The 13,104-nt window shown below is 35.7% G+C and carries 11 protein-coding genes; 3 read left to right on the forward strand and 8 right to left on the reverse strand.

What is annotated here, in order from left to right:
• Window positions 1–13: 13 nt before the first annotated feature.
• Both CD172_RS06935 and norA read right to left on the reverse strand, forming a co-directional pair.
• Entirely contained in the window at window positions 14–2,341 is a 2,328-nt protein-coding gene (locus tag CD172_RS06935) for a CDP-glycerol glycerophosphotransferase family protein (RefSeq protein ID WP_103345899.1), read from the reverse strand.
• A gap of 62 nt (window positions 2,342–2,403) precedes the next feature.
• On the reverse strand, window positions 2,404–3,564 hold the full coding sequence (norA, locus tag CD172_RS06940; RefSeq protein WP_103345900.1) for a multidrug efflux MFS transporter NorA: 1,161 nt from the start codon (window positions 3,562–3,564) through the stop codon (window positions 2,404–2,406).
• A 208-nt stretch (window positions 3,565–3,772) separates the two neighbouring features.
• On the opposite strand from norA, the gene CD172_RS06945 reads away from it, so the two are divergent.
• Window positions 3,773–4,390, forward strand: a complete 618-nt coding sequence (locus tag CD172_RS06945; RefSeq protein WP_103345901.1) for a DUF1361 domain-containing protein — start codon at window positions 3,773–3,775, stop codon at window positions 4,388–4,390.
• A gap of 288 nt (window positions 4,391–4,678) precedes the next feature.
• Complete coding sequence (locus CD172_RS06955) at window positions 4,679–5,398, forward strand: CPBP family intramembrane glutamic endopeptidase (protein WP_103345903.1); 720 nt, start codon at window positions 4,679–4,681, stop codon at window positions 5,396–5,398.
• A gap of 136 nt (window positions 5,399–5,534) precedes the next feature.
• Here the strand turns inward: CD172_RS06955 and mdh are convergent, their stop codons facing one another.
• The 4 genes from mdh to CD172_RS06975 form a co-directional block, all read right to left on the reverse strand.
• Window positions 5,535–6,479, reverse strand: coding sequence for a malate dehydrogenase (gene mdh, locus CD172_RS06960; RefSeq protein ID WP_060552535.1), 945 nt, complete (start codon window positions 6,477–6,479; stop codon window positions 5,535–5,537).
• A gap of 150 nt (window positions 6,480–6,629) precedes the next feature.
• A complete protein-coding gene (locus CD172_RS06965; RefSeq protein WP_060552417.1) occupies window positions 6,630–6,914 on the reverse strand; it encodes a hypothetical protein in 285 nt (94 codons plus the stop codon).
• Between the two features lie 22 nt (window positions 6,915–6,936).
• On the reverse strand, window positions 6,937–7,845 hold the full coding sequence (locus tag CD172_RS06970) for an aldo/keto reductase (RefSeq protein WP_103345904.1): 909 nt from the start codon (window positions 7,843–7,845) through the stop codon (window positions 6,937–6,939).
• A 23-nt stretch (window positions 7,846–7,868) separates the two neighbouring features.
• Window positions 7,869–8,789 carry a CobW family GTP-binding protein gene (locus tag CD172_RS06975; protein WP_103345905.1) on the reverse strand — a complete coding sequence of 307 codons (921 nt, stop codon included), beginning with the start codon at window positions 8,787–8,789 and terminating at the stop codon, window positions 7,869–7,871.
• Between the two features lie 220 nt (window positions 8,790–9,009).
• Between CD172_RS06975 and mgrA the strand changes: the two genes are divergently transcribed.
• A complete protein-coding gene (mgrA, locus tag CD172_RS06980) occupies window positions 9,010–9,447 on the forward strand; it encodes a global transcriptional regulator MgrA (RefSeq protein WP_037566449.1) in 438 nt (145 codons plus the stop codon).
• Window positions 9,448–9,656: 209 nt separating this feature from the next.
• Here mgrA and CD172_RS06985 read toward each other — a convergent pair whose 3' ends face one another.
• Window positions 9,657–11,306 carry an amino acid ABC transporter ATP-binding/permease protein gene (locus CD172_RS06985; protein WP_103345906.1) on the reverse strand — a complete coding sequence of 550 codons (1,650 nt, stop codon included), beginning with the start codon at window positions 11,304–11,306 and terminating at the stop codon, window positions 9,657–9,659.
• 71 nt (window positions 11,307–11,377) lie between these two features.
• Complete coding sequence (locus tag CD172_RS06990) at window positions 11,378–12,982, reverse strand: ABC transporter ATP-binding protein/permease (RefSeq protein WP_103345907.1); 1,605 nt, start codon at window positions 12,980–12,982, stop codon at window positions 11,378–11,380.
• Window positions 12,983–13,104: the final 122 nt, after the last annotated feature.

Genomic DNA, 13,104 nt, shown 5'->3' on the forward strand with positions numbered 1-13,104 from the left:
TATAAGTCCTCTCCTACTTATCACTAAACATGTGATTTACGATATTTTTATCAGATGCTTCATGATCCAATACCATGAATTTACGAATAATAGCCGAATGGTCTACGCTTTTATGCTTTAAGATGTAATCTGCAATGACTTCTGCATTTGCAGTACATTGTTTCACGGAAACCATTTCATCCAATTCAAAATAAAAGCCCACAGTTTGATGATAATCCTGTGTATCTTCATCTAATACGATTATTGGACGATTTAAATGTGCGTAATCAAATAACGCTGATGAATAATCTGTAATGAGCGCGTCGCATATTAAGTATAATTCTTGTATGTCTACCCATTCATTCATAAAGCAATGAATACGCGAATCCATATTACGATAAGTAGTATACAAATGACCTTCATTTGGATGTAGTTTCACAATGACTTCATAGTTGTCAGGTAATAAATGCACAAGCGTCTTCAAATCAAGTTCTGACACATTTTGACGTTGCGATTTACGCCATGTTGGACAAAATAAGATATATCGTTTCTCCGGAGTCGCTATCCCCACATATTTTTCTTGAATGTCGTGACGCTTATGCTCATCCTCTTGATGCCTAATAAGCATACTGTTACGTGGTGCACCCTCGCGCCAAATATTTAATGATGGATGTTGAGATAAATTAAACGCACTTGAAATCAATGCTTCATAACGTTCTGAACACGACAGTAAAACATCCCATTTTAACATTCTAGGCAAGAACGCTTCACTTTGTTGTTGGCGTTCTACTGGATCCATCAAATCATTCACCATCCGTTTTAAAGGCATCCCATGCCACGTTTGAATCACAGTTTGTTTTGGATGTTTGAGTAAACGATCCCACAAGTTACCATTAATCACGGCAAATTGCGCACGTTCAAACGCTTGAATGTATTCACGTGACCCAAAACGAACAGGTTGCATATCAAATTGGCGTATTTCAATATCAACATATTCATTCGCAGCACTAACATATATAACTTTGTCAGGATATTGACGCTGAATTTCAAGTGCGATTGCTTTAGGATCGCCCGAAAAATTTTTGCCATGAAAAGATTCAATAAACACATGAGAATGCGAAGGATGTATGCGCTGTTGACGTCGTTGTTTCACTTGTTTTTCTACAGCAAATATCCCTCGACGCATATATTGATAGAGTCGTGACTTTTTATTCAGTACGCGTTTAAAGCTATTAGGCAAACGGTTCAACGCTTTTTTTACGGTATGTTTTACGACATATCGACTGTAATAGAATGGCAGTTCAACACGCGTTTTTTCTATTAAATGTGGCGTTATCACATGCTGATCCGCCTTTTCAGCCAATTGCCTTAACAATGTGTCGCTATAGTCCTCATATTGAAATTGTTGATTAAAATAGTGAAAGTCTTCATTACGTATGGTGTCCGTATAGGTTTCTTGAATGGTGGCCATAATAACTTGGTAATCATGTTCTAACTGTTTATTTAAAAAATGGACAGCGTGAAACGGTTGATAAATCGATGTTAGTACCGCGTCATCTCCAGGATAGATGCATGCTTGGTTGCCATCACCAATTGCTTCTAGTATAGAATAACCTAACGTTTCATAAGGAGAAGTTGAAATATATATCGCATCCTTTGGTATGTCTCCATTCAAAAAAACTTGGCGTTCTAATTGATAATACGTAATAAGTTGTTCATATAATTCTAAAGAAGGACCATACCCTTGTATATGAAGTTCAACATCATGGTGACCTTTTGTGTAAACAATGAAATGCATTAACTTTAGAGCGTAAGAAATGTCTTTTATGGCATCCTCAAAACGCGCTTTCATCATGAGCGCTTTCGTGTTAGGACTTGGTTGAGGTTGAAAGACAATATGATCTGTATTAACATACATCGGAAAAACGTAAGGATATTCAAATCGTGATGCAAACGCTTTTGCGATGTCCGGCGTACTGACACGCACTGCATCTATTGCTTCTAATGCCAAATCAAAAGATGGATTAATATATGCTAAAGGCGCATGTATTTCACCTAAAATTTGAATTGTCGGTGCTTGACGTTTCACCTCACGCGCATATTTAAAAAAATCTTCTCTTGTTAAAATAAGCACATCACACGCAGTTAAAGATTTCACATTATGAAAACTTTCAAAATTTACGCCCTCTATTTCGCGAACAGCTGTTTTTTTTAAGTGTTCGACATGGCGCTTACGAAATGGTACATAATTAATGTATGTGACCGTATGATTCGCTGCTTTAAGGGCACGTAGTAAGTTCAGATTACTGCGTGATGTCCCCCCTTTTTGAAATAAGTTAAATCCTAATATTTTAATATGCATCTTTGTCGCTCCTACTTTTTATAAACATAACTACTTTATTGGATATCTATGCAAGTCTCAAATCAAGACGCTTTATAATGAGACCTCAATCGTTGTTCAATAAATATAATGATACAACCTAAACACATAAATGCGATAGACATGATTAACGGATATTCAATATTCAAATCATAAAACCCACCTGCAATTAAAGGCCCCACAAAGTTGCCCATACTTGTAAATGTAGAATTGATGCCCCCAGCAAACCCTTGTCGGTCTCCTGCAATATTTGAAAAATAATTTGTTAACGCAGGTCGGATTAAGTCAAAACCGATAAACACAATAAAACAGATCACCATGACTTGCCAGTATGAATAAGCAAAAATAAGAAAACTTAATACAATGGCAGAGTAGATTAATGCATACGTAATAAACGTTAATTCATTAAAATGACGGATTAATTTATCAAAGAAAAATATTTGAAAGATTGCTCCAAATACGCCTCCGCCTACTATTGCAATAGAGATATCTGAAGGTTGAAAATCCATTTTGTCTGCCGTATATAAAGGGAATAAAGTTTCAAATGCTGATAATCCAAGCGCTAAAATTAAGGTTAAAAGTGCAGGCGTTACAAACATTTTTAAATTAACCTGACTTAATTTGTGTGTCTCAAGTGTAGTAAAGCCTTGTGTAGATGTGTCTTGAGATGTTTTGACAAAGAATACGGTACCCACAAATGCGAAAATACCAAGTATACCTGCAAAAACAAAGGGTACACGGTGAGAGATTTCTGCTAAAAATCCACCAATACCTGGACCTAATATAAAGCCAGCAGAAATAATTGCAGACATATAGCCAAAATTACGTGCTTTATCTTGCGCAGGTGAAATATCGGCAATAAGCCCCGTAACGCCAGGCATAATCATACCTGCACTAAATCCACCTAACACACGAGAAATCATTAAAATAGGAAATGTATGACCAATCGCAAATAAGAACTCTGATAAACTAAACAAAATTAATCCAATGCATATGATAAGTTTTTTACCTAACTTATCTGCAAGTGTGCCACCAAAGGGAGAAATTACCATCTGCGCAAGTGCAAAAACTGCTACTAAAACCCCTAAATCTGCACCTGTTAATCCTAAATCTTTTAAATAAATCGGCAATACCGGTATGACAAGACCAATGCCTAAAAAGATGAGAAATATATTCATATATAAAATGATAAACTGTTTTGTCATGGTTCAATACACCCCCTACAATTAAAAATGGTTAGCATATTATATAATAGTCAACATAAATTGGAAAGCGTTATGAGTTGAAATTTCAATAGATATTCCGTAGTGTATTTGACGGATATCAAGTCTATGGGCACGTACTTTTTAAAACCATTATCGCATAAAGATTAGTTTCAGTTTATCATATTCATCAATTTCGAGGAGGGATGAGATGCAAGCGCGTTATATCGCTCGGCTCTTATATGTATTTTTATTCGTCACAACACTCGTTGTTCCGAACCATTTCAAATTTTTATTATTAAATCTGACACTCGCCTATATCCCTTTAGAACTCGCATATCTACTAAAATTATTCGTACCTAAACGGTTATTCGAATGGCCATTATTTGTCATATATCTGGGCATTTTTATACTGATGTTACCTAATACATTCTACATGGTGACAGACCTTATACATTTAAATCAATTTTCGTTTAGCTTTTTATCCGGTTTAGTTTTGATTGAATGGATTCATTTTGGATTATTGGTGACAGGTGTTTTATTTGCGGTATATTGTTTTACACTTATTGCTTTAGAACTCTTTCATTTACCATTTCCGTTATGGACCCGCTACATCATTTTATTAGGAATGACGTTATTGAATGGATTGGGCATTTATGTGGGCCGTTTTTTAAGATTCCATAGTGTGCATCTCATTAACAATCCATTTTCTGTGGTTATTTCAACTTTAAAATCGATAGATGCTCATGCGATAACATTTATTGGATTAATTGCACTGATGCAATGCCTCTTACTCTTATGCTTGAAAGGAGTGAGAACAAAATCATGACTGTGTTACTATTGCTCATCATCTTACAATGCCTTATGTCAATATTGCTTTACCAACTTAAATGGCCTTTATATTGGGCAATCATGTTGTTCTTTATGCCTTTTGGCATCGGATTATTTTTAATTCAACTTTTTTATTATGAACGGCACTACCCAGAGTGGAAAGTCCCCTTAAATATAAAATTACGTTTAAAGTATATGTATATTATTACATTTTTTGAATTTGTATTATTGTATATAGTACTTTTTGTGGTTAAATAGAAGTATTCATTTTTTAAGGAGGGTTGGTATGAATCAACATAAAACGCTTCGCCCTGCATGGAGAGATTTGTTAGGCTTCGTTATTTATTATATAAGTGCTACGGTTTTCAGTTTTATAATTTATTCTATTCATCCGGTTTTGTTTAACTATAACATCGAACATCCGAAGGTGTTTTTATTAACGAGTGTATGCACGAGTTTATCTGTGATATCATTCTTAATATGGTCACATCGGAAGCATCTCAAAACAAAAATTTTCCAACGATTACGAGAACTTCAATCACAGATGAAACTCGTCTTATTCGCTTATATTTTATATGTAGTTGTAAGTATCGTTATGAGCATCACTTTCAAATTATTGCCTAAATCTTGGCAATTTGATACTACAGTCAACCAAAAAGGCATCGTCGAATTATTTCAAGATAAAGCCTGGTTGCCTTTAGTTTTTATCGTTTTAGTGATTTTAGTTCCCATTACTGAAGAACTACTTTTTAGGCATGTTATTATTGGTGAACTCGGTAAAAAGTTTGGCGTTTGGGTGATGGGGGGTATTTCTGTGGTGACTTTTGCTATGTTACATGTAACTAACGCCCAATCACCACTTGAAGTGATACCTTACCTAGTCATGGCAACACTTTTCGTTATAATGTATATACGCACAAATTGTAACATTGCGGTTTCCATATTTTTACATATGCTTGTAAATGCCGTATCCTTTGTCGGCGTTATCGTACAAAGCTTGGCATAAATATTAAATATATAAGCCTTCAAAATTCATGTTAAGATGAACTTTGAAGGCTTTTAGTCATTTACTAAGCATCCGCTTTATGTGTAACTCAATATGCACCATTGTACATTTTTACAACCGCCACGCTATGTCAGTTTTATTTTTGTACACTTTTTAAAGTTGACTTTAACGCACTGACCGCTTCTGCAGAATGTTTAAATTGTTGTTTCTCCTCACTAGTAAGATCCAGCTCGATTATTTTTTCAATCCCTTTCCCACCTACAACGGTAGGGACACCAATGTATAAATCTTCTAAACCGTATGTCCCATCACAATATGCGATAGTTGGTAGCACGCGTTGCTTATCCAAAATGATTGCTTCAATCATTTCATAAACCGCTGCTGAAGGAGCATAGTACGCAGAGCCATCACCCAATAATTTTACAATTTCAGCGCCTCCACCTTGCGTACGTTTTACAATGTCATCAATTTTCTCTTGAGGTAAAAGTTCTGTAATTGGCACCCCATTTACATGACAGTGTCGAATGAGTGGCACCATAGTATCACCATGACCACCTAAAACAATACCATGTACGTCATTTACAGCTACATTGAGTGCCTCAGCTACAAAGGTATTAAAGCGTGCTGAATCAAGCACACCTGACTGGCCCATCACACGTTCACTTGAAAATCCAGAATGTTGATATACTGTATATGTCATCGCGTCAACAGGGTTCGTCAATACAATAATTTTACAGTGTGGCGAATATTTAACAATTTGTTCTGTGACTTCAATCATCACTTGTTCATTGGTTTGAATCAACTCATCTCTCGACATACCTGGCAATCGTGGCACACCAGCAGTTATGACTACGACATCTGAATCAGCAGTTTCAGCATAATCAACTGTGGATGTTACATGCGTATCAAACCCTAGTATCGAACCACTTTGTAAAATATCCAATGTTTTCCCTTTGATTTGTGCTTCGTTCTTCTTGCGATCTACTAAAACAACATCCGCAATATCATGTGTAGCAATAATAAATGCTAATGTTGCGCCAGTATGTCCAGACCCTACTATTGTGACTTTTTTACGTTTCATCAACATGCTCCCCCTTATACTCTTTTCATCCTTATTATACCATTGTACTCGTGGAATGAACTGATTTTATGAAAGCGTTTTCGTTAATTGTAAAAAATATTTCAGACAGCAATCACCTACGTAAATTGGCTGCCTGAACTGTTATCATGATTATGCATGTAATGTTAAAAACACGTGAAGAATTGCAGCAAATCCCCCTACAACACAAAGCGTCATAAAGAGTAATATTAAACAAATTTTGCCGTACTTCAATAAAAATGCAATAAATGTGGCAATAACGTGATAGACCATAAACACACCCGTTATTGCTACAAACCAAATTAATTGTGGCGAAAAAAGTACCACCATCATCATTAAAATGGCAAATAGAACATAAGGTAACGCAATCATATTGCGCATAAACACAAATTGTTGGCGTTTAGAATCATGAGCCATATTTCAATCTCCTTTAAATGACTTAGGGTATATCATAGCCCTGAGCTGCGGTATAAATATCAAACCAATCTTGTTCTTTCAATGAAATGTCTAATCCATGAATAGCTTGGTCAACACGTTCTATCCGATGCGTGCCTAATATAGGTAAGATAGACGCTGGGTGTTTATGAAACCAAGCGACAATAATAGATGCGACATGGGTATTGTACTCTTTTGCAAGCCGTTCTAATACTGGAAGGACACGTTGTGATTTTTTATCAGTTGGATCAAATAACTTTCCTCCTGCAAAAGGTCCCCACGCCATTAATTTCACATCATCTTTATACATATCATCAATCGTACCATCGTGGAATGCATCTAAATGATACGGTGAAATTTCTACTTGATTCACTGCGATATGAAAGCGGTCATCTTTTAAACAATCATTCAGCAATTCGTATTGGGAACGTCTAAAGTTTGATACACCAAAAGACTTCACTTTACCTTCTTCAACTAAATCTTGAAGTGCTTCTGTAATTTCACATGGTTTCATTAATGGTGATGGGCGATGAATCAATAATGTATCGATCGAATCTACACCCAAATTTTTCAAAGCACGATCAACAGAACGTGTAATATGCTTTTTACTTAAATCATATCGGTGTGCTGTTTGATCTGGAAAAATATCATTAGGCTGTACAATTCCACACTTCGTTACAATTTCAATCTTCTCTCTTAAATGAGGTGATAACTTTAAAGCCTCTCCAAACATTTGTTCAACTGTGTATTTTCCATAAATATCTGCATGGTCCATCGTTGTAACTCCACGCGCTACTAATTGATGAATAAATGTATTTAATTCTTGCTTGGACATGTGCCAACAATCAGCACGATAAAACCCTTGAATTATTTTTGAGTAAGACACGTGTTGGTTAATTGATACTTTTTCCATTATAAGCCACCCCGCTTCTACTATTAGCTAAATTGTAACATATCTAACTGATTTCTTAATTGCGCTTTATCTAAATGTTCTCCGATCAAAACGATTGAAAGTGGTACATCACTTTCACCTATTTTTTCTAAAGAAGGTACAGGTTGTGCAAATTGAAATACTATTGTTTCTTGCGGTTCTGCTCTAAATCGAATAAATCCTTTCGCTCTATGTATCGTTTCAGGTAACTTCAATATAAATTCGATAAATGCATCTTGGGCAATAGGACCTTGAAAGGTATACGTCATACTTTGAAAAGTTGGGTGACCTGTCGTTTGAGCGGGCATTTTCTGGGTAGTGTTATCGTAGGAAAGCACTGGGGACAACTGTCCATATGACGTTGAAATGATTTGACTATGTGGTGCATACTTTCGAACAGCTTTAACAGCCTCTGTTTGCTGTTCCGCATTGTCTAGCAAATCGATTTTATTGATGATGATATGATGACTGGCACGCATTTGGTCTTCTATTAATTGTTGTTTGGCTTGGCTAAAGGATGCTTTACGACAAATATCAGATGCTGAAACAATTGTGATGACTTGAGGGGATTGAACGCGTTGTGAAATTATAGGGTCTTCACACGCCATCAACATATCAATAGGATTTGCGATGCCTGTCGCTTCAATTACAATGTGTTCTACTTGATTATGTATGATTAAATGGTGTATGGTACTCACGAGCTCTGTTTGTAAGTCACAACATACGCAACCATGCATTAAAGACACTTTCGTATCGATATGGTTTAAAAGTTCGCTATCCATGTCAAAGTTACCGAATTCGTTTACAATTAGCGCAACTTTCTCATCATTTTTTAATATTTGGGGCATATAATTACTTAAGAATGTGGTTTTTCCGCTCCCTAAAAAACCGTTTACAATTGTAACTTTTGTTTTATTATTTAACATAAAATCTAACCTTTCTCTTAAATAAACAACAAATTTTCAACAATGTATGTGTAAATCTGTCTTTTAGCTTGATAAAGTGTGTAGAATCTTCTAAAATTACTGCATGCTTTATTTTTAGCATAGCATAGATTTAAGTAGAGCGACTTAAATCCACTCAATTATGGACGGATTCCCATCCGTGAGAGAGAAATACGGATAGAATGTCTGGAGGAAAAAAATTATGTCTGATCATCTTAATTTAAAAGAGCAAGTATGTTTTAGTTTGTATAATGCACAACGTCAAGTGAATCGTTATTATTCAAACAAAATTTTCAAAAAGTACAACTTAACGTATCCACAATTTCTAGTTTTAGAAATTCTTTGGAACCAGTCACCTGTTAATGTTAAAAAAGTTGTAACAGACCTTGCATTAGATACAGGTACTGTCTCACCGTTATTGAAACGTATGGAGCAAATCGATTTAATTAAAAGAGAACGTTCTGAAATCGATCAACGTGAAGTATACGTACATTTAACTGAAAAAAGTGAAAGTATGAAACCTGAATTAGAAAACGCTTCAAAAACAGTTGCAGAAGCGTCTTCGCTTGATCCCGATGAAATCAAAGAATTGAACCGTTTACTTGATAAAATCATTACTGCTTTTAGTGAATCAAAATAATTGAGTGTACAGATTAACTTCAGTAAAGGTGTAGGCCCTAAAGCTATTACACCCTATTCTAACTAAATGGATTAAAATTTGGATTATTTAGCATATATGTGAAGAAGATAGGCGATTCTTCTTCCTTATAGTTAAAGCATGGCACATGTAACCAAGGGCTTGGATTAAAATCCAAGCCCTTCTTCCATATCACGATTTTTTGTGTACTTTCAAAGTAACTGAGGGTCAACGCGCGTTAACATACCCTCTTCCATTTTATAAACGACATCAAAGTCCTTTAATATTTCTAAATTATGAGTTGCAACAATGAGTGTTTCTGCAGTTTGATGCATTTGACGCATGATATGTGACGTTTGTTGCGCATCAATGCCCTTAGTAGGCTCGTCTAAAATCCACACAGGCGCATTTTTTAACCATAAACGGGCAATTGCTAATCTTTGAAACTCACCGCCTGATAACGCATTTTTGTTTAATGTAACTGCTCTTGTTAAAGGAATATTATCAAGACCCACACGGCGTAAAGCATCGAGACACGCTTCCTCACCATACGTAGTTAATAAATTGTCTTGAAGTGTGCCATCAAAAAATTGTGCATCTTGCATAAGTGGGTTCACTTGAGTTAGCCAATGCGTGCGATGAAAATCAACTTGACCTCCTATAGCCATCTCTCCTTCAGTAATTGGATATAGTCCCAATAAAATGTGTAACAATGTCGATTTACCAGAACCAGAAGCTCCTATAATTGCAATATGGTCTCCCCTATGAATATTAAGATGAATATCTTTTAAAGTGGCGCGTTGTTGCGTTGGAAATTGGTAATATACACCTTCGAGATGAAATAATGGTGTTTGCTTGTCTAATTGATGTACTTTAACGTGGTGTGTCCCTTCATCTAATTGCGCCACCGACATCACATCATTTAATTGATGGATTGCCTCATCTGTCTCACTTTTATAATAGGCCACCTGACTCATCATGACATGTTGCTCAAATAAAGTGAGTAACATCAGTACAATACTTGTAGCATAGATAGGATCAAATGCTCCAGATTTCACCTGGATCGCAGTTAATAAAATAGTCATAAATATAGCTATCATACTTATCACATTTAAGATGTATTGGTAAATAATATGAAACATTTGTTCTCGATACTCCACGTCACTGAGTGCTGCTTCTGCATTTAAAAGACGTGTTTCATAAGAGTGACGCTGACCAAACCGTTTTAATTCCTCACACCCTAAAATATAATCATAATATTGATGCATTAACATTTGATATTTTTGGTCCATATCTTTTTTAATCATTGTTGCACGCTTAGCACTCATCCATGGAATACACCATAGCGAGAGTCCAATCACAATTAAAAGCGTCAGTGCATGCCAAATTGAAAAATAAAGCAAAACACCAATGGTTAATCCACTCGTCAATGTTAATACAATCGGTGGATAATACACGCGTAAATAAATATTTTGTAACGCCTCAATTTGTGAAACCATTCTGCCTAATAAGTCACTTGTTTTAAATTGTCTAAAAACATTAGGAACGATAGGAATCAACGCTTGATAAAAGTGCACTCTTACATCACGTAACATTGTGAAGGTCGCGCGATGTGAGAGCAAACGTTCATAATAACGCGTTATCGCCCGTGTAAAGCCAAATAGTTTTACAGTGACAATGAGACCCATAAGCGCATAAAGTGGCGCACCTAGTGCACTTTGTGTGATCATATAGCCACTAAAGAAAAACATTGCTAAGGCTACACTACTTCCCACAACACCTAAAACAATAGCTACTACAATATCACGGTTCCATTTTATATTCTCTGATTGACTTAATACATTCGTTTTGTCACTTTCCATATATATCTCACCTCCATTTTGTTGTCTTTGTACTTTTTAATTAGTTTTATCACCCACTACAACGTATTGAATTAAATTTCTGTCAAAATCGTTTCATCATCTTTAATCAAACACCCTTGCTCGATATACCAACGTCGATGGGCATGTATCAACGATGCTTGATGATGCGCAATCGTGATTTGCGTAATATGCGCAAAATGGCGTTGGACGACTTCTTGTATTTTACGTTCAGTGCTACGATCCAATCCAGTTGTTGGTTCATCCAAAATAATGACATCAGGTTTTAACAATAGTACTCTGGCAAGTTCAATACGGCGCATTTCTCCACCTGATAACATTTCTCCGCCTTCACCGATACGCGTATGGATACCTTCTTGAAATTGTTTAATCTTATGGCCTAACGCTACTTCTTCAAGTACACCTTTAATGCTATTGTCATCAATGTCATTAAATAGCGTGATATTGTCTGCAATTGATGCATTAAAAATATAAGGATTTTGAGATAAATAACCAATATTAATCTTTTTAGAAAATGTAATGTTTCCTTCTGAAGCCTTCACATCACCTAAGAGTAATCGTACGAGCGTTGATTTCCCCGCGCCACTCGGACCTACAAGCGCAATATGATCACCTTCATAGATTTTAGCATCTATCGCTTTTATTGCATGATGCGTTGCATTTGGATAGCGAAATGATGCTTGATTTAATTGAATTAATGCATCTTGATTTGCGATTTTTTGCGGCGTTTCATGTGTTTCCGACGGTGCTTGAAGTGTATTTCGAATAATTTCACTCGCCCCTTCACTTTCTTTACCAACATGAAACGCTTGTCCTAAATCTTTAATCGCGTTATAAAACTCAGGCGCTAGTATTAAAGCAATCACAGCGGTTAAAAACGAAATACGGTGAAATACAATTAAACTTAACCCAACTTCTAGCGCTACAAGTCCAATGCCAAGCATACTTATAAAGTCTAGCATCAAACCAGATAAAAATGCACTTTTCAAAATAATCATGGTTTTATCACGAAATTGAGTACTTTCATGTTCAATTTTTTTAACGGCGCGATCCGTATGTTGAAATAACTTTAAAGTCACTAAACCACGTGTTAAATTGACAAATCGTTGACTGAATTGATTTAAAAACGTCATCTGATCTTTAGCAGCATCTCGTGTTTTCAACCCAAAAATAATATAAAATAACGGGATAAAAGGTGCTGTCACCATCATAATGATGGCCGTTGGAAGGTTAATTAAGAACATTGTAATAATGATAGATATTGGAATCAATGTAGATTTAAAAAGTTGTGGTAAATACGTTTTGAAAAACGGTAGCATCTCTTTTAACGTTTCAGTAGCAATAGCGAGTCGTGTTCCAACCGGTTGTTGCGATTGTAATTGCAGTAATTGACGTCGTACTGTTCCTCTAACATGATGACTTAAACGTGTACCAAGCCAATCATTGAGCATCATGAAAGTGGCTCTTAATAAGAGTGCAAATGCTAAAATGATAAGTAACGTTTGCCAATGATGGCTTTGATTTAATAATAATTCATTAAGTATCATTGCAATCGTAATATTTTGGGTAATGATAATGAGCGCTAACATGATATTTGTCACGCTTAAGAGCACCGCAAACCGCCTATATTTTTTTAACCAACTGTGAAGCCATTTCATATTATCCGTCCTTTACATTTGCGTGAATACTTTTTCAGTTTACAATGAATGTATTACTAGTATATAGGGTTGTATTTTTTCGTGCATTTGATGACGCTTGTTTTCATAAAAAGTTGTGACAG

It is taken from the genome of Staphylococcus agnetis, assembly GCF_002901865.1.
GTDB lineage: Bacteria > Bacillota > Bacilli > Staphylococcales > Staphylococcaceae > Staphylococcus > Staphylococcus agnetis.